The organism is Serratia sp. ID 25-353, from assembly GCF_054792795.1.
In genome coordinates this window covers 3,808,267-3,829,655 of the sequence record NZ_CM139236.1, presented here as the reverse complement: position 1 = coordinate 3,829,655, position 21,389 = coordinate 3,808,267, and the positions used below count along the sequence as shown (strand labels likewise).

The following is a 21,389-nucleotide window of genomic DNA, read 5'->3' as shown; positions in this document are numbered from 1 at the left end:
AGCACTCTCATGGTCTGGACTACGCACACCGTTTTTAACCAACCCAAGCCGCTGGGCAACAGCAACCTGTTTCTCTCCGATACGCCGCTGCGCGAAGCGTTGCAGCGCGAGCAGGGCGGCTGGGACGCCGAGGTATTGGCCTCGCTGGGCCAGCAGCTCGGCACCCAGGAGTCGCTGGAGCTGGGGCGCCTGGCCAACGCCAACCCGCCGGAGCTGCTGCGCTACGACGCCACCGGCCAGCGGCTGGACGACGTTCGTTTTCACCCCGCCTGGCATATCCTGATGCAGGGGCTGATCGCCAACCGGGTACACAACCTGCCCTGGCAGGAGGATGCGCGCATCGGTTCCTTCGTGGCGCGCGCCGCGCGCTTTATGCTGCATGCGCAGGTCGAGGCCGGCACGCTGTGCCCGGTGACCATGACCTTCGGCGCCACACCGTTGTTGCTGCAGGCGTTGCCGGCTGAGTTTCGCTCCTGGCTGACGCCGCTGCTGTCGGATCGTTATGACGCTCACCTGCTGCCGGGCGGGCAAAAGCGCGGCCTGCTGATCGGCATGGGCATGACGGAGAAACAGGGCGGCTCCGATGTCTTGAGCAATACCACCACCGCCGCGCCGCTCGGCGCGCGCGGGCCGGGTGAGGCCTACCGGCTGGTGGGGCACAAGTGGTTCTTCTCGGTGCCGCAGAGCGATGCGCACCTGGTGCTGGCGCAGGCCGAAGGCGGGTTGTCCTGCTTCTTCCTGCCGCGTATTTTGCCCGACGGCAGCCGCAACGCCATTCGCCTGGAACGGTTGAAAGACAAGCTGGGCAATCGCTCCAATGCCAGCAGCGAAGTGGAGTTTCAGGACGCCACCGCCTGGCTGTTGGGGGATGAGGGCGACGGCGTGCGGCATATCCTGAAAATGGGCGGCCTGACCCGTTTCGACTGCTCGCTCGGCAGCCACGGCCTGATGCGCCGCGGGCTGTCGGTGGCGCTGTATCATGCGCTGCAGCGGCAGGCGTTCGGCAAGCTCTTGATCGAACAACCGCTGATGCGTCAGGTTCTGGCGCGCATGGCACTGCGGCTGGAAGGGCATACCGCGTTGCTGTTCCGGCTGGCCCGCGCCTGGGAGAGTCGCAGCAATGAAGGCGAGCTGATCTACAGCCGTCTGCTGACCCCGGCGGCCAAATACAGCATCTGCCGTCAGGGCATGCCGTTCATCGCTGAGGCGATGGAGGTGCTGGGCGGTATCGGCTACTGCGAAGAGAGCGAGCTGCCGCGTCTGTATCGCGAGATGCCGGTCAACAGCATCTGGGAAGGTTCCGGCAACATCATGTGCCTGGACGTGTTGCGCAGCCTGCACAAGCTGCCGGGCGCGCTCGAGATGCTGCAGTTCGAGCTGCAGCCGGTGCGCGGCCAGAATCGGTTGTTCGATCACGCCTGGCGGCAGTGGCAGCAGCGCGCCCGGCAACCGCGTGAAGAGATGGGGCGGCTGTTGACCCAGCAGCTGTTCGACCTGTGCTGCGCCGCGCAGCTGCTGCTGCACGCCAGCCCGCAGATAGCCGACGCCTGGTGCCACCTGACGCTGGATCACCGCGGCGAGAGCCTGCTGTCGGCCGAGGTGTGCGAACTGCTGCTCAACCGCGCTATCGGCGGTTAGGGAAAAGGGTGGCGCGCGGCGGCGAAAACCTTTTTAATTCAGCCTCACTCTGACAGGAAAATGCACATGGATATTCTCAGCGCGTTGGCGGCGTTCGCCTCTTATTTCTTCAGCGGTTTCGCCATGATTTTGGTGTTTCTGTTCGTCTATACCCGCATCACCCCGCACGACGAATGGGCGCTGATCAAGGCCGATAATCCATCCGCCGCCTTTGCTTTCATCGGCGCTTGCCTGGGGTATGTGATCCCGTTGGCCAGCGCGGCGATCAACTCGATCAGCCTGCTGGATTACCTGCTGTGGGGCGTAGTGGCGCTGGTGGTGCAATTGCTGCTGTTCGCGGCCGTGAAGATCTACATGCCGCGCATCAGCGAAAAGATCGAAGCGAATCATCTGGCCGCCGGGATTTTCCTGGGGGGCGTCTCCGTCAGCGGCGGCGTGTTGAATGCGGCTTGCATGAGCTACTAAAGGTATAAGATGGCCGAGGCGCGCCAGCCAAGCGGGTGCGCCTGTTCTTCCATCCGCAGGATGCGGTAATAGCTGGCGCCGTGTTGGCCGGCGGTGCGGGCGATGGCCTGCTCCGCCTCCTGCGGCGAACCGGGCAGATCGCTGAAGGTGATCTCGGCGATTTCACTGAGCGGCGTCACGCGATCGGCGGGCGCCAGCTCGGCGGACTGTGCGCCGGTGCTGAGCAGCCCTACTGAAAGCAGGAGGGAGGTGAGTGCGGTGGAGCGTTTCATGGCGTTCCCCTTCGTCAGATCCTGAATCGACACCCGCAACATGCGGCATGCTGTCCCTCAGTGTGCAACACCCTTCTTCAGCCAGTGCAAAGCCAGTGTAAATCTGCTTAAAAAATCCCCGCCTTAACGATACAGGATCGCCTGGGAATACCACTGGCCCGGCACGATGGTTTCGCTGTTCATGATGATCACGTAATACCGGGCGCCGGCGGCGGTGGCCTTGCGTTGGATCTCCGCTTCCACGTCCATCGGGCTGCCGCGCACCACGGCGGTGACGCTGCCCATTTTCACCAGCTCGGCGGTCTGTGCGCGCACGATCTCCTGCGCCTGTGCGGTGGGCGGCGGCGGCGGTTTCGGCGTGGTGGTCATGATGCCGCAGGCAGAAAGCTGTGCGGCCAGCGTCAGGGCGATGAGTGTGCGGGCAAGCGTCATGGTGACCTCGAAAGAGCCGGTAGATGGCTTCAGTGTAACGCAATATAAGCTGGAACAGATTGAGCTAACGCTGGCTGGCGCAAGTTTGTCATGATGAAAGCCAACAGGTGAGTGAGGATGAACGGATGATCGAAATTCATGACGAGCGGGCGGGCGATATCGCGGTGATCCATGCGGTGCCGGCGGGGCAGTACCATCGGCCGTTGCCGACGGTGTTCTTCTGTCATGGCTATACCTCGTCAAAAGAGGTGTACGCCTACTTCGCTTATGCGCTGGCGCGCGCCGGTTTTCGGGTGGTGTTGCCGGATGCCGATCGGCACGGCGAGCGCTTCGACGGCGATGAGGCGCGGCGTCTGGCCACGTTTTGGGAGATCCTGCGCAGCAATATCGACGAGCTGCCGCAGATCAAGGCGCATTTTGAGCGGCTCGGCCTGATTGCCGACGGGCGTATCGGCATGGCTGGCGCCTCAATGGGCGGCATGACCGCGCTTGGCGCCTTCGTGCGCTTCCCGTGGGTCCGGGCGGCCGCCAGCCTGATGGGTTCCGGCTATTACCGTTCGCTGGCGCAAACGCTGTTCCCGCCGTTGGGCGAAGAGGGCGAGGCGCTCTCGCCGGCGGCGTTTGCGGCGCGCACCGCCGTGCTGGCGGAGTATGAGCTGGAAGGGCGTTTGGCGGCGATCGCCGGGCGGCCGCTGCTGCTGTGGCACGGCGAGACGGACGACGTGGTGCCGGCGGCGGACAGCCTGCGTTTGGCGGCTGAACTGCGGCAGCAAGGTGCGGACAGCCGTTTGACCTCGCTCGTCGAACCGGGGGTGAAGCACCGCATCACGCCGCTGGCGCTGTCCGCCACGGCCGACTTTTTCCGCCGCGAACTGTGATGCAGCGCCGGGCGCGATGCCTGGAATTGCACCGCTCTGTGCCTGCTGTTTCGGCCATCGTTTGGCCGAATGAAGGGGAGAATGTCAGCGTGAATTCTTTCAGGGCAGCAAGGAGCAGAGGGCATGATAAAAAACATCGGCAGTACGGCCGGTTTAATGGGAACGATGAAAGCGCGCACCGAGCTTAACTCAGCGGCCTTCAGCGAGATGTTGGGGAGCGTCGACGGCAAGGCGCGGCAAAACAAGGCGAATCCGCTGTCGCGCATCACCGCGCAGACGGTGCAAAACATGACGGCGCTGTTTGCCTCCGCGCCGAAAGCGGCGCCCATTCACCCCGCGGCAGCCGGTACGCTCTCGTTCGAACAGCGGGCGACCCTGATGAAAAGCGCCGAGCTGCTGCAAACGCGAACGAACTATCTGCGGACGGCGCTGCAATTGCACAATCCGGACAAGGCGTTCAGCATGCCGACGCTGCTCAAACTCTGATGAGAGAAGCGGAGCGCCCAACGAGCGGCGCTCCGATGCGGGCTGGACGGGCTTTCTGATGAAGCCCTGGGGATTTCCCTGGCGTGGTGCGTTTCTTTAGCGGTACAGCTCGGCGCTGACGTGCATCGTGCTGTTGTCGCCCGGTTCGTGCAGGGCGATGATGCGATAAGAGCTTGCGCCGCGTTGATCGGCGATTTTGCTGACCTGGCTGCTGGCGTCATCCGGCGAAACCACGTTCTGGTTCAGGGTGACGAAGCCGACGCTCTGGCGTTGATCGGCCTGGTGCGAGGTAATCTCCGTCGCGGCCATCACGTTGGCGGAGAAAAGGGCGGCCAGCGCCGTCGCGAGAATGATGCGTTTCATAGTGCCTCTCTTACTTTTGCCGTTACGGCCTGACAGCGAGTGTCGCTGCGGCAAAAAGTCATTTATCTGCATTGAATAACCTGGAATCTTTTTCGTCGCGCTGTCTGCGGCGGATAAGGTTAATTTTAGTCCGTTGCGGTGGATTAAAAAGCGGGGTCTTTTGATGGCCTCCTTCAAAAAAAGTGAAATAGATTTGTGACTCAGCGCTGATTTCATTGAAAGATTTTTGAAACCGATGGATCGGCGTACATAGGTTCTCCCACGAGCAAATCGTGCTATTTCCCATAACGCCTCGCATTAACGCGAATAAAACCCACGCAGTCCTTGAGTTTCCCGCCCTGCGTCAGTATGATTACGCGTCATTTTTCAGCCGCACACTAAACACGTTCCTTGCTTCCATGGGCCGCGGTTGACCCTGACAGGAGGCTGAATAATCCGTAAGGAGCAATTCGATGCGTCATTACGAAATCGTTTTTATGGTCCATCCTGACCAAAGCGAACAGGTTCCGGGCATGATCGAGCGTTACAGTGCTACCATCACTAACGCGCAAGGTCAGATTCACCGTCTGGAAGACTGGGGCCGCCGTCAGCTGGCTTATCCGATCAACAAACTGCACAAGGCTCACTACGTTCTGCTGAACGTTGAAGCGCCGCAGGAAGCGATCGATGAGCTGGAAACTAACTTCCGCTTCAACGACGCCGTTATCCGCAGCATGGTTATGCGCGTTAAGCACGCGGTAACTGAAGCATCTCCGATGGTTAAAGCGAAAGACGAACGTCGTGGCGATCGCCGCGAAGACTTCGCTAACGAAACCGCAGATGATGCAGATGCTGGGGATTCTGAAGAGTAATTGCCGCCGTGACGGCTAATCGTCTGGTTTTGTCGGGCACTGTGTGCAAGGCGCCGGTTCGAAAAGTGAGTCCTTCCGGGATACCGCACTGCCAATTTGTGCTAGAGCACCGTTCGCAGCAGACGGAAGCCGGATTCAGCAGACAAGCATGGTGCCGAATGCCCGTGGTTGTCAGCGGACAACAGTCACAAGCACTAACTCAAAGATTAACGGTCGGCAGTCAGATTACCGTGCAAGGCTTTGTAAGCTGCCATCAAGGGCGCAACGGGCTGAGCAAATTGGTTCTGCATGCCGAGCAGATTGAATTGATAGATTCTGGAGACTAGCCAAATGGCACGTTATTTCCGTCGTCGCAAGTTCTGCCGTTTCACCGCGGAAGGCGTTCAAGAGATTGACTATAAAGACATCGCTACGCTGAAAAACTACATCACCGAAAGTGGTAAAATTGTACCGAGCCGTATCACCGGTACTCGTGCAAAATATCAGCGCCAGCTGGCCCGTGCTATCAAGCGCGCGCGCTACCTGTCTTTGTTGCCGTACACTGATCGTCATCAGTAATCGGCCACTGTCCATTAACGACTTTGAGAGGATAAGGTAATGCAAGTTATTCTGCTTGATAAAGTAGCAAACCTGGGCAGCCTGGGTGATCAAGTTAACGTTAAAGCGGGCTACGCTCGTAACTTCCTGGTACCACAGGGCAAAGCTGTTCCTGCTACCAAGAAAAACGTTGAGTTCTTCGAAGCACGCCGTGCTGAACTGGAAGCCAAACTGGCTGACGTTCTGGCTGCTGCTGAAGCTCGCGCAACCAAGATCAACGAACTGGGTTCAGTCACCATCGCTTCCAAATCTGGCGACGAAGGTAAACTGTTCGGCTCTATCGGCACCCGCGACATCGCTGACGCAGTGACTGCGGCAGGCGTTGAAGTTGCCAAGAGCGAAGTTCGTCTGCCGAACGGCGTTCTGCGTACCACTGGCGAGCACGAAGTGCACTTCCAGGTACACAGCGACGTGTTCGCACAGCTGAATGTAGTTGTGGTTGCAGAAGCGTAATTTACGCTGCTGTTACCCGGTTAAAACGCCAGCCTCGTGCTGGCGTTTTGCTTTTCTGCGCCCGGCAAAACGCGCTACGCTTGAAGACGGGATAAAAAGGAGAGCGTGCGATGGCAAAGATTACGCTACAGCGGGTTTACGATTTCAGCGCGCCGGCGCCGGAACACTGTTATCTGATAGACAGGCTATGGCCGCGCGGCATCAGCAAGGCGCGGCTGACGGGCGTGCAGTGGCTGAAACAGGTGGCGCCGGATGATGAGCTGCGCAAGTGGTTCCATCAGCATACCGACCAGTGGGCGGTCTTCGAGGCGCGTTACCGCCAACAGCTGGCGGCCAACGACGCCTGGCAGCCGCTGGTGGTGCTGTTACGGCAGGGGCAAGCGCTGACGCTGCTGTATGGCAGCAAAGATACCGAGCACAACCAGGGCGTGGTGCTGCGCGAGTTTTTGCTGGCGCAGCTGTAAGGATTAGCGTTCCCGGCGGTAGCTGCCGTCGGCCTGGCGGCGGAACAGCGCCTGGCTGTTGTCCACCGTGGTGACCGACAGCGCGTTAATCACGCCGTTGGCGTCGCGTTCGATGCGCACTTCCTGGCCGGCTTTCATGTTGCTCAGCGGCTTGTCGCCGCCTTCCACCTGCGCCATGGCGAACACTTCATTTACCGGCAGATTGTTGTCGCGAAACAGCTGGGCCAGGGTCTGGCCGGGCTGGATCTGATAACGCTGCCAGTTGCCCGCCGGTGTCGGTTCGTTGGCTGAAGTGGCGCCGCCGCCGTTTTGCAGATCGGCCTGCAGCGGCACGCTGGTTTCCTGCTGGGAAACCGGGAACGGCTGTCTTTCGGGCGAGTAGGGCCACAGCAGGGCCAACAGCAGGATGATGCCGAAGATCAGCACCCAGCGACGGTGGAAGTAGGGCAGCGGCTCCATCCAATGGAAACCGTCCGGCAGATGCCAGACTTTGGCCAGCAGCGCTTTGACCTGCTGCATTTTATCGTTGGCCGGCGGTGGCTCCGATGGCGGTTCCGCGCCTTCAGACGTGGGTGCTGCGCCCGATTTCAGGCGCTGGCTGACGTTCAGCCAGGTGCGCAGCAGCGGCTGGTAGATGCGGGTGGTTTTCCTTCTCCTGGGCGCGATTCTGCCCATGGTGACCTCTCTTCGACGGCGTAATAATGAGCGCGGCGCGGCAAGCGCGTCGCCTGCCCGATATCCTGCTTTCAGTATAGTCCGCTAACTGATTGAAGTGAAAGGCGGCTGAGCGGCAGGGCCGGGGTTTGCGGCTGCGGGCGTTAACAGAAGGTTATTGTTTCTTTTTCTACGACAAAAGTCATCATTCTCCACACAAGATTTTACCCGGCATTGACGCGCTGTTATGCTGCGCTTTCGACTTTTTACAGACTTAAGGAAAACCCCATGACAACCCCTTCTTTTGACAGCGTTGAAGCGCAAGCAAGTTACGGGATTGGTTTACAGGTCGGCCAGCAGCTGCAAGAGTCCGGGCTGGAAGGTTTGCAACCGGAAGCTTTGCTGGCGGGCCTGCGTGACGCGCTGGAAGGGAATGCCCCGGCGGTTCCGGTAGACGTGGTGCACCGTGCGCTGCGTGAAATCCACGAGCGTGCGGACGCGGTGCGCCGTGAGCGCCAGCAGGCGATGGCCGTTGAAGGCCAGAAATTCCTGGATGACAACGCCAAGCGCGACGACGTGACGTTGACCGAGTCCGGCCTGCAGTTCTCCGTGCTGGAGCAGGGCAACGGCCCAATCCCGTCCCGTCAGGATCGCGTGCGTGTGCACTACACCGGTCGTCTGATCAACGGTGATGTGTTCGACAGCTCGGTCGAGCGCGGTCAGCCGGCAGAATTCCCGGTCAGCGGCGTGATCCCAGGCTGGATCGAAGCGCTGACCCTGATGCCGGTCGGCTCCAAATGGCAGCTGTATATCCCGCACAACCTGGCCTACGGCGAGCGTGGCGCAGGCGCGTCCATCCCGCCGTTCAGCGCGCTGGTGTTCGACGTCGAACTGCTGGAAATCCTGTAATCCCACCGAGGATTGCTCCGGGCGCCTTTGTGGCGCCCTTATTTTATGCGCCGCGCAGCGCGCGCGGGAACAGCAGATTGTTTTCCAGGCTGATGTGCTCCATCAGATCGCCGATGAACTCGTCGATGCCGTTGTACAGTGCCCGCCAAGTGGTGCAGGCGCCCTCCGGTGGCGTTACGTTATCGGTGAGGAACTTCACCACCTCCAGCTGTTCACCCGCCTCGTCATGTTCATGCTCCATCACCGAGATCGGTCCGGCGGCCTGCGGCCCCATGCCCTGTTTGATCAGCGGGAACAGGATCTGCTCCTCTTTCATCATGTGATTCTCCAGATCCAGACGGATCAGATTCAGCTGCTTCGCCAGTCCGCGCGGGCAGGTGGGTTTGTCACCGTGCACACGTTCGACTTTTTCCGCCATCAGCACCAGTTCGGCCAATTGCTCGCGGTGCCGCTGATGAAAGCGCGGCAGAATGTAATCGATCACCTCACCGAGCGGCGCCGTGCGCCAGTCCCGGCTTTGCTCCGGCGTGGCGGCGAGAGCGGCCAGCGCGTTCTCCAACTGGTCGATGTCCAGCCCTTTGCGCTCGGCGGCGCGTGCCAGCGATTGCCGGCCGCCGCAGCAGAAATCCAGCTGATGCTGGCGAAACAGACGGGATGCCCGGGGAATGGCGATAGCGAGCGCGCCAAGGGATTGGTTGCGGTAATCCATGGTAGTGCCTCTTTAAACGAAGGAATTTTATAACATGCATTTTAAATGCAATTTAAAGGGCGCGCCAGTGGGAAAATAGCGAAGATGGCCGGGGAATTGCCCCGGCCGGGTGATTATTTCGCGCTTAAATCGATGCGATAGACCGCGAAACCGATGCGGTCATTGCCCTCGGCGGTCATCGAATATTGAGCGTGCTCCTTGATAAACGCCGTCGCTTTGTCCGACGGCGAGGTCTCGAAGCGGATATCCAGCGGCTGCTTGCTGCTGAAGGTCGCCAAACGCCAGTTGTTGTCCGCCTGCGGGTGTACCGCGCCGTGCCGTTGGGTTTCGGCGCTGATATAGGCCGCCAGTACCGAACGGTTCTCATCCGGCGAAGCGAAGGCGATGTGTTTGTCGCCGGTGCCGGCAAACTTGCCGCCGTAGGCGCGGTAGTTATTGGTGGCAACCAGGAAGGTGGCGTTCGGATCGATTGGCTTGCCATTGAAGGTCAGCTGCTTGATGCGCTCCGCCTTATCGTTGATCCGCTGGCATTCGCCGTCGTAGCGCGCCGGCTGGCTGACGTCGATCTGGTAGTTGACGCCGTCGATCACGTCGAAGTTATAGGTACGGAAGCCGTCCCAGTTGATCAAACCCTGCGGCTTGGCGCTGTTGACGTCGATCTGGTTGAACTGGCCGGCGGAGCACTCCAGCCACTCTTTCACCTCTTTGCCGCTGGCCTTCACCACTACCAGGGTATTGGGGTAGAGATAGAGATCGGCGGCGTTGCGGAAGGTGAGCTGGCCCTTTTCCACTTCGACGAAGCTGGCCGGATCGTTCTTGCGGCCGCCGACCTTGAACGGCGCCGCCGCCGACAGCACCGGCAGATCGGCCAGATCCGGATCGCCCTGAATGTAATGTTCAACGTAGGCCTTCTGCGCATTATTGACGATCTGCACCGTCGGATCGTCCTGCACCAGCGCCAGGTAGCTGTACATGTTGCCGTCTGATTTGCCGATCGGCTGGCTGACGAACTCGCGCGTGCCCTTGTGATCGTCCGCCAACACTTTCACCAGCGCGGCGTCTTCCACCGCCAGCGATTTCTTGTTCTCTTTGTCGTAGATCGGCCGTGCTTCCGCTTTGGCGGCGGTCACTTTCCAGCTACCGCTATCGTTGTTGAGCTGCAGGTCGACCACGCCGAGATGATCGCCCCATTGGCCCGGCATTACCGCTGGTACGCCGTTCAGCAGGCCTTTATCGATATCCGCGCCTTTGATATTGGCGAAGTCCTTGCTCGGGAACACCGCATGAGCGTGACCGAACATGATGGCGTCGATGCCCGGTACCTGGCTGAGGTAGTAGACCGAGTTTTCCGCCATTGCCTTGTAAGGCTCGCTGGACAGGCCTGAATGCGGGATCGCCACCACCAGATCGGCGCCCTGTTTACGCATTTCCGGCACGTAGCGTTTGGCGGTGGCGGTGATGTCGTCCACCGTCACCTTGCCCTGCAGGTTGGCCTTGTCCCACACCAGGATCTGCGGCGGCACGAAGCCGATGTAGCCGATGCGCAGCGTATGCGCCTTGCCGTCGCGGTCTTTCACCGGCGTATCGACGATGATGTACGGCGTGAACAGCGGTTTTTGCGTTTTGGCGTCGACGACGTTGGCGTTGATGTACGGGAATTTGGCGCCGGCGATGGCGTTCTTCAGGTAGTCCAACCCGTAGTTGAACTCATGGTTGCCGATGTTGCCGACCACGTAGTTCAGCGTGTTCATCGCCTTATAGACCGGGTGCACGTCGCCCGGTTTCAGCCCCTTGGCCGCCATGTAGTCGCCGAGCGGGCTGCCCTGAATGATGTCGCCATTGTCCACCAATACCGCGTTGGTAACCTGTTGGCGCGCCTGCTGGATCAGGCTGGCGGTGCGTACCAGACCAAACTTATCGGTCGGTGTGTCCTTGTAGTAATCGAAGTCCATCATGTTGCTGTGCAGGTCGGTAGTTTCCAGCACGCGCAGGTCGACGGTGGCCGCCTGCGCCGAGGCGCATACCAGTAGCGCAAGCGCGGACAGCGTCAGGGGATGCTTCATCATTTTGGGCTCTCTCCATTCCATTATTCGAGTGTTATCGCAGAGGGAAATGTAATTAACACTGCTTGCCACAGCAAACTGTGAAGTGTGGCAGAAAACGGCAGCAGGTAACGCGGGGAAGTTCACAGTTGTGCCCAACAAGATCTGAGGAATTCCTGGGGGTTAGCCGGTTGAGATGGATATTCGGCGTAAAAAAAACTAGTCTGCTAGCAGAGACAGAGGGAAATTTCCCACGGAGATGCAGAGTTGAGGTGCATGATGTTAGAGCGAATTTGCCAACTGTCCCGCGAGGCGGGGGCGGCGATCATGGCGGTGTACGACGGTGAACAACCGCTTGATGTCGCACAGAAAAAAGATGACTCACCGGTGACGGCGGCCGATCTGGCGGCGCATCACATCATCAAGCGCGGCCTGGCGGCGCTGACGCCGGAGGTGCCGCTGTTGTCTGAAGAAGATCCGCCGGCGTGGGAAGAGCGCCGCAACTGGACGCGTTACTGGCTGGTCGATCCGCTGGACGGCACCAAAGAGTTTTTGCACCGCAACGGTGAGTTCACGGTCAATATCGCCCTGATTGAAGAGGGGCAGGCGGTGATGGGGGTGGTGTATGCCCCGGCGATCGACGTGTTGTATCTGGCAGAGCGCGGCAAGGCCTGGAAAGAAGAGAAGGGCGTGCGGCAGGCGATCGGCGTCAGCAACGCGCATCCGCCGCTGGTAGTGGTGAGCCGCTCGCATATCGACGACGAGCTGAAAGATTATTTACAGCAACTGGGCGAGCACCAGACCGTGTCCGTCGGCTCCTCGCTGAAGTTCTGCCTGGTGGCGGAAGGCAAGGCGCAGCTTTATCCGCGCTTCGGGCCGACCAACATTTGGGATACCGCCGCAGGGCATGCGGTGGCGGTGGCCGCCGGGGCGCAAATTCACGATTGGCAGGGCAAGCCGTTGCTCTATACCCCGCGTGAATCCTTCCTCAACCCCGGCTTCCGGGTGTCGCTGTTCTGAGTTAGTTCGCCAACAGCTGGTGCAGCTTGGACATCACCTGCTGCACCTCTTCCGGCGTCAGCGCGCCGTCTTTGGCAAACTGAATACGCCCTTGCTTATCCAGCACCACGATGGCGGAGCCTTTCGGCTGCAGATCCCAGGCCTTGCGCACGTTACCGTCGCTGTCGACGATAAACTGCGACCACGGGAACTCCTTCTTGCTGTCTTCAATGCTGCTGCGCACGAACATCGCGGTGCCCATCAGGGCATCGTCGGTGTTGACGATTGTCGTCGTTTGGTAACGATCGTGTGGTAGCTTCGCCTTCTTGATCGCTTCAATCAGTGGGTCGTTCATGTCTTTGGCGGAGCTGCGGCCGGCAATATGTTGTATCACTCGCACTTTTCCACTGAGCTGCGCGCTGTTCCAGTTCTGGTAGCTAAAATTACCGTCAGCGTAATTGAGCTCTCCTTTGTCGCTGACGCCAACCGGCGCCACGCGCTGCTGGAGCTGGAAGTTGTGCGCGGAAGCGAAAAGCGGGGCGAGCAGCAGGGATACCATCAGCATGCGACTTGTTTTCATGCTTTCTCCTTGTAATGGGGGGAATTTGTGCGACAGCACTTCGACAGCCTAAAGCATAGGATGTGATAAGAGGTCTGTCCTGTTAACCGGATCGCAGATTTTCCCTTGGTTCGCTAATCATCAGATTTTGAAGGGATATCCTGAAAACGTTATAAATTATCATATACAATTCTGTCAAAAAGTGTAAATCCAGCGTAGATATCCGGGCAGAAGTGAACGTTCTGGTCTTTACTGGGTCTACTACATGCAATCAAGTTGCGTTCTGAATTTCGAGGCTGCCACTTTTGGCGGCTCGCTGAGCGCATGGATCAACGGGAGGAGCGTAAAAGAATGAGAATCTTCCAGCGTTATAACCCTTTGAAAGTGGCAAAGTACGTTAAGACCCTGTTTCGCGGAAGGCTGTATATCAAGGACGTAGGCGCATTTGAATTCGACGAGGGGAAAATCCTGCCGCCGAAGATTCGTGACAAGCGCCATTTCAGCGTGATGTCTGAAGTGAACCGTCAGGTGCTGCTGTTGCAGACCGAGATGGGGTAACACCTCGCTGACAGCGGTAAAAAAAATGCGGCCCCGATGGGGCCGCTGATGTTTTTGCCGGCTGCCGTCAAGCCGCCGGGGTGTCTTCCGGTGCTTTCGGCAGCACCGCCGCCGGTTTGTCGCTCAGGCGGGTGACCAGCAGTTGGTCTATCTTGTAGCTGTCGATATCCACCACTTCGAACTTGTAGCCGGCGTATTTGACGAAGTCGGTGCGTTTCGGGATCTTGCGCAGCATATACATCATAAAGCCGCCGATGGTCTCGTAGTTGCCCGCCTGCGGGAACTCGTCGATATCCAGCACGCGCATCACGTCGTCGATCGGCGTGCCGCCTTCAATCAGCCATGAGCTTTCGTCGCGCGCCACGATCTGCTCTTCCTGGCCCTGGCCGACCAAATCCCCCATCAGCGTGGTCATCACGTCGTTAAGGGTGATGATGCCCACCACCAACGCATATTCATTGAGGATCACCGCGAAGTCTTCGCCGGCGGTCTTGAAGCTTTCCAGCGCTTCGGACAGCGTCAGCGTATCCGGCACGATCAGCGCCGAGCGGATCTGCACGCCGCTGCTCAGCACCAGACTCTGGTTGCCCAGCACGCGGTTCAGCAGGTCTTTGGAATCGACGTAACCGACCACCTGATCGATATGGCCGTCGCACACCAGGAACTTGGAGTGCGGATGGGTCGAGACCTTCTCCTTGATGCTTTCTTCGCTTTCGCGCAAATCGAAGTACACCACGCTTTCGCGCGAGGTCATCGAAGACGGCACGGTGCGCGATTCCAGTTCGAACACGTTTTCAATCAGCTCGTGCTCCTGCTTGCGCAGCACGCCCGCCAGGGCGCCGGCTTCCACCACCGCGTAGATGTCGTCGGAGGTGATGTCGTCTTTACGCACCATCGGCAGCTTGAACATGCGGAAGATCAGGTTGGCCATGCCGTTGAAGAACCACACCAGCGGGCGGAAGATCATGATGGAGAAACGCATCGGGTTGATGATCCGGACGGCGACCGTCTCTGGTGCAATCATACCGATGCGCTTCGGGGTCAAATCGGCGAACAGGATAAACAGGCTGGTCACCAGCACGAAGGAGCAGATGAAGCTGACCTGTTCCGCCAGTTCGGGCGACAGGAAACGATCGAACAACACCTTGAAAGTGGGAGAAAAAGCCGCGTCGCCGACGATACCGCCGAGGATGGCCACGGCGTTCAGGCCGATCTGCACCACGGTGAAGAAGATACCTGGGGTTTCTTGCAGTTTAAGCACTCTGGCGGCGTTGATGTTGCCTTCGTCCGCCATCAGCTTCAGTTTGATCTTGCGCGAGGCGGCCAGAGAGATTTCCGACAGTGAGAAAAACGCACTCACCGCGATCAGAAAAAGAATCAGTAAAATACTGTTTAACATAATCTATCCATACGTGCCGACGGGATGCCGGCGCTCTTGAGGAAGGGTAGTACATAGTAAAAAAAGCAGCGATAACAACCAGAAGGGAAGCTATCGGGCCGCAGAAGCGGCCCGCATAGTATAGCAGTTGCCCCACAGGGGCCGCCAGCGGTTAAAAAAGTGCCGCCGGCCGGCATCGGATCAGCCCTGCGGCGGCAGGCAAACGCCGATGCCGCCCAGCCCGCAGTAGCCTTCCGGATTCTTGAACAGGTACTGCTGATGATCGTCTTCCGCGTAATAGAACGGCAGCGCCGGTGCGATCTCGGTGGTGATGACGCGCTTGTCGCCCGCCGCGTCCATCGCCTGCTGAAAGCGCTGCAGGCTGCTCTCCGCCTCGGCCTGCTGCTCCGGGCTCAGCGTATAAATCGCCGAGCGGTACTGGGTGCCGACGTCGCCGCCCTGGCGCATGCCCTGCGCCGGATCGTGATTTTCCCAGAACACCTGCAGCAGCTGTTTGTAGCTGACGACCTGCGGATCGAACACCACGCGCACCACTTCGGCATGGCCGGTCTGGCCGCTGCACACTTCGCGGTAGGTCGGGTTCGGCGTATAGCCGCCGCTGTAGCCGGCGGCGGTGCTGTAGACGCCCGGCTGCTGCCAGAACAGGCGCTCGACGCCCCAGAAACAGCCCATGGCGAAGATCGCCACCTCCATGCCTGCCGGCACCTGGGTCATCGAGTGTTCGGTGACCACGTTGAGCGTTGCGACAGGCATTGGCGTGGTGCGGCCTGGCAGCGCGCTTGCCTTATCGACGGTTTGTGATTTATCAAAAAATGGCACCACGGTTGACTCCTGTTGTCACAGTAAGAATTGACCCTACATGGCGGCGGTTCGGTTGTATCTCACCGCGTCTTTGCCCACAATAAGTGGCAAGTTGGATTTTGTATAAGCTTAACGCAGTATTTTGAGCGCCAAAAGTGAAGAATTCGCCTGTTGCGCGGCGGTGGCAAAGTGCGGCGGGCGGCGTCCGGAACAAGGCTGAAGAGGGCTGCCGTCATGATAGCGCGGAGTCTGCCCTGGCCCCGGAGCGAACACCATAACAGGAAAGTAAAATCAATAAGGAGAACACGTGCCAAAGTACCCGGTCATGTGCTTGATAGCTGTGTTGCTTGCGGCACCTGCAGCCTACGCGGCGAACGTGCGGTTGCAGGTGGAAGGGTTAAGCGGAGAGTTGGAAAAAAACGTTCGGGTGCGCCTGTCGTCGATCACGCCTGAAGAGGTCGGCACCGACGGTCGCTTCCGCGCACGGGTGGATGAGGCGGTGCGCCAGGGGCTGCGCGCGCTCGGTTATTACCAGCCGACCATCGAATTTACGCTGGACGATCGGCCGGGGATGTCGCGCCCGGTGCTGCATGCCAAGGTCAATCCGGGCGAACCGGTGCGTATCGCCGGCGCCAACATCGTGCTGGAAGGCGGCGCGAAGACCGATGAGGACTACCTGGCGCTGGTAAAGAAGGACCGGCCGACCATCGGCGAGATCCTCAACCACGGCAAGTATGACAGTTTCAAAGGCTCTCTCACCGGCCTGGCGCTGCGCAAAGGCTATTTCGATGCCGACATGACCAAAAGCCAGCTCGGCGTGGCCGAAGATTTGCACAAGGCATTTTGGGATATCGATTTCAACAGCGGCGAACGTTACCGCTTCGGCAAGGTGAAATTCACCGGTTCGCAAATCCGCGAAGACTATCTGCAAAATCTGGTGCCCTTTCATCAGGGGGATTACTACAGTTCGGAGGATTTGGCCGAGCTGAACCGCCGTTTGTCCGCCACCAACTGGTTCAACTCGGTGGTGGTGTCCCCTGATTTCAACGATGCCAAAGAGAACAAGATTTTGCCGTTGGACGCGCTGGTGACGCCGCGCACGCGCAACACCGTCGAAACCGGTATCGGTTACTCCACCGACGTCGGCCCGCGGGTGAAAGGCACCTGGAAAAAGCCCTGGCTCAACGATCGCGGGCATAGCCTGGAAACCAGCGCCAGCGTGTCGGCGCCGGAGCAGCAGCTGGATCTGACTTACAAGATCCCGCTGCTGAAGAACCCGCTGGAGCAGTATTACCTGCTGCAGGGCGGCCTCAAGAACGTCAATCTTAACGACACTAAATCCGTCACCTCCAAAGTTGTGGCCTCGCGCAACTGGGATCTTTCCAGCGGCTGGCAGCGGGCGATCAACCTGACCTGGCGCTGGGATAACTTTACCCAGGGTAACGTCAGCAACACCACCATGCTGCTGTACCCCGGCGTCAGCTTCAACCGCACCCGCTCGCGCGGCGGCCTGATGCCGACCTGGGGCGACAGCCAGCGCTACTCTATCGACGTGTCCGACACCACCTGGGGTTCCGGCGTGGACTTCGCGCTGATGCAGGCGCAAAACGTCTGGATCCGTACCCTGGCCGACAAGCACCGTTTCGTGGCGCGCGGGCAGGTGGGCTGGATCGAAACCAACGACTTCGACAAGGTGCCGCCGGATCTGCGCTTCTTCGCCGGCGGTGACCGCAGCATTCGCGGCTACAAGTACAAAGACATTTCGCCGCGCGATGACGACGGCAAGCTGACCGGCGCCTCCAAGATGCTGACCGGATCGCTGGAGTACCAATACAACGTGACCGGCAAGTGGTGGGGGGCGATGTTCGTCGACTCCGGTGAAGCGGTGAACGATATCAAGAAGAGCAACTTCAAGACCGGCGCCGGCGTAGGCGTGCGCTGGCAGTCGCCGGTGGGGCCGGTGAAGCTGGATATCGCCGCGCCCGTGGGGGACAAGGACACCCACGGGATGCAGTTCTACATCGGTTTGGGGCCTGAACTATGAGCCTGGTTAAAAAGATTTGTCTCGGATTTCTGGTCGTTCTGCTGTTGCTGATCGGCGGTCTGGCCTTCCTGGTGGGTACCACCACCGGTTTGCATATGGTCATCAACGGCGCGGCGCGCTGGGTGCCGGGGCTGGAGATCGCCGGCGTCAGCGGCGGCTGGCGCGATTTGACGCTGAAGGGCGTGAAGTATCAGATGCCGGGCGTGACGGTCAACGCCGGGCAGTTCCATCTGTCCCTTGACCTGTCCTGCTTTAAGCGCAGCTCGCTGTGCGTCAACGCCTTGACCGCCCAGGATGTGGACGTGGCGGTGAACACCAAAGAGATGGCACCCTCCGCGCCGGTGGAGGAGAGCAGTGAGCCGACCACCAATCTCAGCACCCCTTATCCGATCACCCTGCGCCTGTTGGCGCTGAACAACGTCAAGGTCACCGTCGACGACACCGCCATCTCGCTGGCCGAGTTCCGCACCGGCGCGCAGTGGCAAGAGCGCGCGCTGACGCTGATGCCGACCAAGATCGGCTCGCTGCTGATCGCATTGCCGAAAACGCCGCAAAACCCGTTGCCGGAAGCGATGCAGCCGGCGGCCGAGGTGGCGAAAAAGGTCGGCGAACAGGTTACCGACGCGGCGAAGCCGGCACCGCAGTCGGAAGAGAAGCCGCTGGGCGAAACGCTGAAGGAGCTGTTTGCCAAACCGCTGTTGCCGGATCTGCCGGACATTCGGCTGCCGCTGGATATCACCGTGAAAGAGATCCGCGGCGAGCAGCTGCGCTTGACCGGCGATACCGACGTGCTGATCACGAGCCTGTTGTTGCAGGCCAGCACGCAGGATCAACATATCCAGCTGGACAACTTCGACGTGAAGTCGCCGCAGGGCACGCTGTCGGTGCAGGGGCAGGCGACCCTGACCGGCGGCTGGCCGGTGGCCCTGACCGCCAATAGCGCGCTGAACATTGAGCCGCTGAAGGGCGAGAAGGTGAAGCTGAACATCGGCGGCGGACTGCGCGACGAGCTGAAGGTCGCGCTGAACCTGTCCGGCCCGGTCGGCGCCCAGCTTGATGTGCAAACCCGGCTGGCCGAAGCCGGCCTGCCGCTGGCGCTGACGCTGCAGAGCAAACAGCTGAAATGGCCGCTGAGCGGTGAGGCGCAGTACCAGGTCAACGATTTCCGCCTGCGCTTTAACGGCAAGGCGACCGACTATGCGCTGTCGACGCGTGCCAATCTGAAAGGCCAGGATCTGCCGCCGGCGGTGCTGACGCTGGACGGCAAAGGCAACGTCGAGCAGTTCAAGCTGGAGCGACTGCGGCTGGCGGCGCTGCAGGGCAATACCGATCTCACCGCGCTGGTGGACTGGAGCAAAGCCATCAGCTGGACCTCGCAATTGACGCTGAGCGGCATCAATACCGCCAAGCAGTGGCCGGAATGGCCGGCGAAACTCGACGGCAAGATCACCACGCGCGGCAGTTTGCACGGCGGCAGCTGGCAGCTGCAGGTGCCGGTGCTGCAGCTGGACGGCAACGTGAAGCAGAACAAGGTCACGGCGCGCGGTACGCTGAGCGGCAACGCCGCCGGGCAGTGGAAAATCCCCGGCATCGATCTGGCGCTGGGGCGTAACCAACTGAACGTCAAAGGGCAATTGGACGAGAAGAGCTGGAACCTGGACGCCAACATCGACGCGCCGCGTCTGGATGGCGCGCTGCCGGGCCTGGGCGGCACCGCCAAAGGGCTGCTGAAGCTGCGCGGCAATCTGCAGGCGCCGCAACTGCTGGCGGATTTGACCGCTTCCGGCTTGCAGTGGCAGGCGCTGCGCATTAACCGCGTGAAAATAGACGGCGACGTGCGCTCCACGGATCAGATCCAGGGGCAGTTGGCGGTACGCGTCGAACAGCTGAAGCAGGACGCGCTGGAGGTCAGCTTGCTGACCCTCGACGCCAAAGGCAGCGAGAAGCAGCACCAGCTGCAGCTGAAGATTGACGGCAAGCCGGTCTCCGGCCAGTTAGCGTTGCAGGGCAGTTTCGATCGTCAGCAGCAGCGTTGGCGCGGCAATCTGAACAACACCCGCTTCGATACGCCGGTCGGGGAATGGCGCCTGACGCGCGCCATCGCGCTGGACTACCTGAACACCGAGCAGAAAATCAGCGTCGGGCCGCACTGTTGGCAGAACCCGAACGCCGAGCTGTGTGTGCCTAAGACCATTGAAGCCGGCCAGAGCGGCCAGGCCAGCGTGGTGCTCAACCGGTTCGACCTGGCGATGATCAAGCCGTTCCTCGGCCCGGAAACCGCTCTGAGCGGCGTGTTCACCGGCCGGGCCGACGTCAGCTGGAAGCCGGGCGGCGCGCTGCCGGAGGCGAAAGTCACGCTGGCCGGCAACGGCGTCAAGGTGGTGCAGCAGGTGCAGGGCAACGCGCTGCCGATCGCCTTCGATACGCTGACCCTCAACGCCGGCCTGAACAACGGCCGCGCGCAGGCCGACTGGCGGATCAAGCTGACCAACAACGGCCAGTTCGACGGCAATATCCAGGTGGCGGATCCGCAGGTGCGGCGCACCATTAGCGGCAACGTCAATATCACCAATATCTCGCTGGCGCTGATCAACCCGGCGCTGATGAAGGGCGAAAGCGCGGCGGGCATGCTGAACGCCAACCTGCGCCTGGGCGGCAGCGCGCAGAAGCCGCTGGTGTTCGGGCGCCTGGCGTTGGATCGGGCGAAGGTGCAGGGGCACTGGATGCCGTTCGACATGACCGACGCGCGGCTGGCGGTAAATTTCAACGGCATGACCTCGACGCTGGAAGGGTTGCTCAGCACCACGCGCGGCCAGCTGAATTTGGCGGGCGACGCCGACTGGCGTGACATCAACGCCTGGCGTGCGCGGATTGCCGCCAAAGGCGACAAGCTGCGGGTGACGGTGCCGCCGATGATCCGCATCGATGTGTCGCCGGATCTGGTGTTTGAAGCCACGCCGCAGCTGTTCTCGCTCAACGGCAAGGTCGACATTCCCTGGGCGCGCATCACGGTGCAGGAGCTGCCGGAAAGCGCGGTGGGCGTTTCTTCCGATGAGGTGATGCTGGACGACCAACTCAAGCCGATTCAACCGAAGACCGCCTCGATCCCGATCAACAGCAACCTGATGATCCACGTCGGTAACGACGTGCGGCTGGATGCCTTCGGCTTGAAAGCCCGGCTGAAGGGCGATTTGAAAGTGGTGCAGGACAAGAAAGGGTTGGGCCTCAATGGCCAGATTGACATCCCTTCCGGTCGCTTCCATGCTTATGGTCAGGATTTGATCGTGCGTAAAGGGCAACTGATGTTCTCCGGCCCGCCGGATCAGCCGCTGCTCAATATCGAAGCGATCCGCAACCCGGAATCTACCGAGGATGATGTGACCGCCGGCGTGCGCGTGACCGGCCTGGCGGATGCACCGAAGCTGGAAGTGTTCTCCGATCCGGCCAAATCGCAGCAGGAAGCCTTGTCTTATCTGCTGCGCGGTCAGGGCTTGAGCAGCTCCGGCGCCGACGGCAACGCCATGACGTCGATGTTAATCGGCATGGGGGTTGCACAAAGTGGTCAACTTGTGGGTAAAATCGGCGAGGCATTCGGCGTGAGTAATTTGGCTCTGGACACCCAAGGGGTTGGCGACAATTCCCAGGTTGTCGTGAGCGGCTATGTCCTCCCAGGCTTACAAGTAAAATATGGGGTGGGCATTTTCGACTCGCTGGCCACGCTGACGTTGCGTTATCGCCTGATGCCTAAGTTGTATCTTGAAGCGGTGTCTGGTCTCGACCAGGCATTAGATTTGCTCTATCAGTTTGAGTTTTAGC

Annotated in this window: 23 protein-coding genes; 14 read left to right on the top strand and 9 right to left on the bottom strand. The window is 60.2% G+C overall.

The genetic code is table 11. From position 1 onward, the window contains the following. The first annotated feature begins 9 nt into the window (after positions 1–9). Together ACYF6X_RS18510 and ACYF6X_RS18505 are read left to right on the top strand one after the other, a co-directional pair. The gene (locus ACYF6X_RS18510; protein ID WP_063991625.1) at positions 10–1,638 is read left to right on the top strand and encodes an isovaleryl-CoA dehydrogenase; all 1,629 of its coding nucleotides are present in this window, start codon (positions 10–12) and stop codon (positions 1,636–1,638) included. Positions 1,639–1,704: 66 nt separating this feature from the next. Further along, positions 1,705–2,103, top strand: coding sequence for a DUF350 domain-containing protein (locus ACYF6X_RS18505; protein WP_063991624.1), 399 nt, complete (start codon positions 1,705–1,707; stop codon positions 2,101–2,103). Here ACYF6X_RS18505 and ACYF6X_RS18500 read toward each other — a convergent pair. Both ACYF6X_RS18500 and bsmA read right to left on the bottom strand, forming a co-directional pair. Further along, positions 2,100–2,375, bottom strand: coding sequence for a YdgH/BhsA/McbA family protein (locus tag ACYF6X_RS18500; RefSeq protein ID WP_063991661.1), 276 nt, complete (start codon positions 2,373–2,375; stop codon positions 2,100–2,102). The two genes, ACYF6X_RS18505 and ACYF6X_RS18500, sit on opposite strands and share 4 nt — an antisense overlap. 123 nt (positions 2,376–2,498) lie before the next feature. Continuing rightward, on the bottom strand, positions 2,499–2,807 hold the full coding sequence (bsmA, locus tag ACYF6X_RS18495) for a biofilm peroxide resistance protein BsmA (RefSeq protein WP_063991623.1): 309 nt from the start codon (positions 2,805–2,807) through the stop codon (positions 2,499–2,501). Between the two features lie 125 nt (positions 2,808–2,932). On the opposite strand from bsmA, the gene yjfP reads away from it, so the two are divergent. After that, positions 2,933–3,685 carry an esterase gene (gene yjfP, locus ACYF6X_RS18490; protein ID WP_063991622.1) on the top strand — a complete coding sequence of 251 codons (753 nt, stop codon included), beginning with the start codon at positions 2,933–2,935 and terminating at the stop codon, positions 3,683–3,685. 123 nt (positions 3,686–3,808) lie between these two features. Then, positions 3,809–4,171 carry a hypothetical protein gene (locus tag ACYF6X_RS18485; protein WP_130017354.1) on the top strand — a complete coding sequence of 121 codons (363 nt, stop codon included), beginning with the start codon at positions 3,809–3,811 and terminating at the stop codon, positions 4,169–4,171. A gap of 96 nt (positions 4,172–4,267) precedes the next feature. On the opposite strand, the gene ACYF6X_RS18480 is transcribed toward ACYF6X_RS18485, so the two are convergent. Then, positions 4,268–4,534 (bottom strand): YdgH/BhsA/McbA family protein, encoded by a 267-nt coding sequence (locus ACYF6X_RS18480; RefSeq protein ID WP_004933636.1) that lies wholly within the window; start codon positions 4,532–4,534, stop codon positions 4,268–4,270. A gap of 452 nt (positions 4,535–4,986) precedes the next feature. On the opposite strand from ACYF6X_RS18480, the gene rpsF reads away from it, so the two are divergent. The 5 genes from rpsF (at position 4,987) to ACYF6X_RS18455 (ending at position 6,899) form a co-directional block, all read left to right on the top strand. After that, complete coding sequence (rpsF, locus tag ACYF6X_RS18475) at positions 4,987–5,385, top strand: 30S ribosomal protein S6 (RefSeq protein ID WP_004933634.1); 399 nt, start codon at positions 4,987–4,989, stop codon at positions 5,383–5,385. A gap of 8 nt (positions 5,386–5,393) precedes the next feature. Beyond that, a complete protein-coding gene (gene priB, locus ACYF6X_RS18470; protein ID WP_004933632.1) occupies positions 5,394–5,711 on the top strand; it encodes a primosomal replication protein N in 318 nt (105 codons plus the stop codon). 4 nt (positions 5,712–5,715) lie between these two features. Next, positions 5,716–5,943 (top strand): 30S ribosomal protein S18, encoded by a 228-nt coding sequence (rpsR, locus tag ACYF6X_RS18465; protein WP_000135199.1) that lies wholly within the window; start codon positions 5,716–5,718, stop codon positions 5,941–5,943. Between the two features lie 39 nt (positions 5,944–5,982). Continuing rightward, positions 5,983–6,435, top strand: a complete 453-nt coding sequence (gene rplI, locus ACYF6X_RS18460) for a 50S ribosomal protein L9 (protein WP_004933629.1) — start codon at positions 5,983–5,985, stop codon at positions 6,433–6,435. A gap of 110 nt (positions 6,436–6,545) precedes the next feature. Beyond that, a complete protein-coding gene (locus ACYF6X_RS18455; protein ID WP_063991620.1) occupies positions 6,546–6,899 on the top strand; it encodes a DUF488 domain-containing protein in 354 nt (117 codons plus the stop codon). A 3-nt stretch (positions 6,900–6,902) separates the two neighbouring features. On the opposite strand, the gene ACYF6X_RS18450 is transcribed toward ACYF6X_RS18455, so the two are convergent. Then, positions 6,903–7,574 (bottom strand): OapA family protein, encoded by a 672-nt coding sequence (locus tag ACYF6X_RS18450; RefSeq protein ID WP_107226631.1) that lies wholly within the window; start codon positions 7,572–7,574, stop codon positions 6,903–6,905. A 267-nt stretch (positions 7,575–7,841) separates the two neighbouring features. Between ACYF6X_RS18450 and fklB the strand changes: the two genes are divergently transcribed. Then, on the top strand, positions 7,842–8,462 hold the full coding sequence (gene fklB, locus ACYF6X_RS18445) for an FKBP-type peptidyl-prolyl cis-trans isomerase (RefSeq protein WP_004933618.1): 621 nt from the start codon (positions 7,842–7,844) through the stop codon (positions 8,460–8,462). A 43-nt stretch (positions 8,463–8,505) separates the two neighbouring features. On the opposite strand, the gene ytfE is transcribed toward fklB, so the two are convergent. Then, positions 8,506–9,171 carry an iron-sulfur cluster repair protein YtfE gene (ytfE, locus tag ACYF6X_RS18440; protein WP_107226632.1) on the bottom strand — a complete coding sequence of 222 codons (666 nt, stop codon included), beginning with the start codon at positions 9,169–9,171 and terminating at the stop codon, positions 8,506–8,508. A gap of 113 nt (positions 9,172–9,284) precedes the next feature. Next, positions 9,285–11,237, bottom strand: coding sequence for a bifunctional 2',3'-cyclic-nucleotide 2'-phosphodiesterase/3'-nucleotidase (locus ACYF6X_RS18435; protein ID WP_130017355.1), 1,953 nt, complete (start codon positions 11,235–11,237; stop codon positions 9,285–9,287). A gap of 255 nt (positions 11,238–11,492) precedes the next feature. On the opposite strand from ACYF6X_RS18435, the gene cysQ reads away from it, so the two are divergent. Next, positions 11,493–12,233 (top strand): 3'(2'),5'-bisphosphate nucleotidase CysQ, encoded by a 741-nt coding sequence (cysQ, locus tag ACYF6X_RS18430; RefSeq protein ID WP_063991660.1) that lies wholly within the window; start codon positions 11,493–11,495, stop codon positions 12,231–12,233. Between the two features lies 1 nt (position 12,234). Here cysQ and ACYF6X_RS18425 read toward each other — a convergent pair whose 3' ends face one another. Then, positions 12,235–12,792, bottom strand: a complete 558-nt coding sequence (locus ACYF6X_RS18425; RefSeq protein ID WP_025159587.1) for a YtfJ family protein — start codon at positions 12,790–12,792, stop codon at positions 12,235–12,237. A gap of 330 nt (positions 12,793–13,122) precedes the next feature. Between ACYF6X_RS18425 and ACYF6X_RS18420 the strand changes: the two genes are divergently transcribed. Further along, complete coding sequence (locus tag ACYF6X_RS18420) at positions 13,123–13,329, top strand: DUF1107 domain-containing protein (RefSeq protein ID WP_004933604.1); 207 nt, start codon at positions 13,123–13,125, stop codon at positions 13,327–13,329. A 67-nt stretch (positions 13,330–13,396) separates the two neighbouring features. Here ACYF6X_RS18420 and paeA read toward each other — a convergent pair whose 3' ends face one another. Then, positions 13,397–14,728: a polyamine export protein PaeA gene (paeA, locus tag ACYF6X_RS18415; protein WP_049270169.1), complete on the bottom strand. Its 1,332-nt coding sequence runs from the start codon at positions 14,726–14,728 to the stop codon at positions 13,397–13,399. A gap of 180 nt (positions 14,729–14,908) precedes the next feature. Continuing rightward, positions 14,909–15,550, bottom strand: a complete 642-nt coding sequence (gene msrA / locus ACYF6X_RS18410; RefSeq protein WP_043139288.1) for a peptide-methionine (S)-S-oxide reductase MsrA — start codon at positions 15,548–15,550, stop codon at positions 14,909–14,911. Positions 15,551–15,854: 304 nt separating this feature from the next. On the opposite strand from msrA, the gene tamA reads away from it, so the two are divergent. Both tamA and tamB read left to right on the top strand, forming a co-directional pair. Continuing rightward, on the top strand, positions 15,855–17,573 hold the full coding sequence (tamA, locus tag ACYF6X_RS18405) for an autotransporter assembly complex protein TamA (protein WP_208523685.1): 1,719 nt from the start codon (positions 15,855–15,857) through the stop codon (positions 17,571–17,573). After that, complete coding sequence (gene tamB / locus ACYF6X_RS18400) at positions 17,570–21,388, top strand: autotransporter assembly complex protein TamB (protein ID WP_130017356.1); 3,819 nt, start codon at positions 17,570–17,572, stop codon at positions 21,386–21,388. Before tamA ends, tamB begins: the two co-directional genes overlap by 4 nt. The last annotated feature ends 1 nt before the right edge of the window (position 21,389 follow it).

Coding starts and splice junctions, on each gene's coding strand:
- ACYF6X_RS18510 (WP_063991625.1), top strand. CDS start 10: ATGGTCTGGACTACGCACACCGTTTTTAACCAACCCAAGCCGCTGGGC.
- ACYF6X_RS18505 (WP_063991624.1), top strand. CDS start 1,705: ATGGATATTCTCAGCGCGTTGGCGGCGTTCGCCTCTTATTTCTTCAGC.
- ACYF6X_RS18500 (WP_063991661.1), bottom strand. CDS start 2,375: ATGAAACGCTCCACCGCACTCACCTCCCTCCTGCTTTCAGTAGGGCTG.
- bsmA (WP_063991623.1), bottom strand. CDS start 2,807: ATGACGCTTGCCCGCACACTCATCGCCCTGACGCTGGCCGCACAGCTT.
- yjfP (WP_063991622.1), top strand. CDS start 2,933: ATGATCGAAATTCATGACGAGCGGGCGGGCGATATCGCGGTGATCCAT.
- ACYF6X_RS18485 (WP_130017354.1), top strand. CDS start 3,809: ATGATAAAAAACATCGGCAGTACGGCCGGTTTAATGGGAACGATGAAA.
- ACYF6X_RS18480 (WP_004933636.1), bottom strand. CDS start 4,534: ATGAAACGCATCATTCTCGCGACGGCGCTGGCCGCCCTTTTCTCCGCC.
- rpsF (WP_004933634.1), top strand. CDS start 4,987: ATGCGTCATTACGAAATCGTTTTTATGGTCCATCCTGACCAAAGCGAA.
- rpsR (WP_000135199.1), top strand. CDS start 5,716: ATGGCACGTTATTTCCGTCGTCGCAAGTTCTGCCGTTTCACCGCGGAA.
- rplI (WP_004933629.1), top strand. CDS start 5,983: ATGCAAGTTATTCTGCTTGATAAAGTAGCAAACCTGGGCAGCCTGGGT.
- ACYF6X_RS18455 (WP_063991620.1), top strand. CDS start 6,546: ATGGCAAAGATTACGCTACAGCGGGTTTACGATTTCAGCGCGCCGGCG.
- ACYF6X_RS18450 (WP_107226631.1), bottom strand. CDS start 7,574: ATGGGCAGAATCGCGCCCAGGAGAAGGAAAACCACCCGCATCTACCAG.
- fklB (WP_004933618.1), top strand. CDS start 7,842: ATGACAACCCCTTCTTTTGACAGCGTTGAAGCGCAAGCAAGTTACGGG.
- ytfE (WP_107226632.1), bottom strand. CDS start 9,171: ATGGATTACCGCAACCAATCCCTTGGCGCGCTCGCTATCGCCATTCCC.
- ACYF6X_RS18435 (WP_130017355.1), bottom strand. CDS start 11,237: ATGATGAAGCATCCCCTGACGCTGTCCGCGCTTGCGCTACTGGTATGC.
- cysQ (WP_063991660.1), top strand. CDS start 11,493: ATGTTAGAGCGAATTTGCCAACTGTCCCGCGAGGCGGGGGCGGCGATC.
- ACYF6X_RS18425 (WP_025159587.1), bottom strand. CDS start 12,792: ATGAAAACAAGTCGCATGCTGATGGTATCCCTGCTGCTCGCCCCGCTT.
- ACYF6X_RS18420 (WP_004933604.1), top strand. CDS start 13,123: ATGAGAATCTTCCAGCGTTATAACCCTTTGAAAGTGGCAAAGTACGTT.
- paeA (WP_049270169.1), bottom strand. CDS start 14,728: ATGTTAAACAGTATTTTACTGATTCTTTTTCTGATCGCGGTGAGTGCG.
- tamA (WP_208523685.1), top strand. CDS start 15,855: ATGTGCTTGATAGCTGTGTTGCTTGCGGCACCTGCAGCCTACGCGGCG.
- tamB (WP_130017356.1), top strand. CDS start 17,570: ATGAGCCTGGTTAAAAAGATTTGTCTCGGATTTCTGGTCGTTCTGCTG.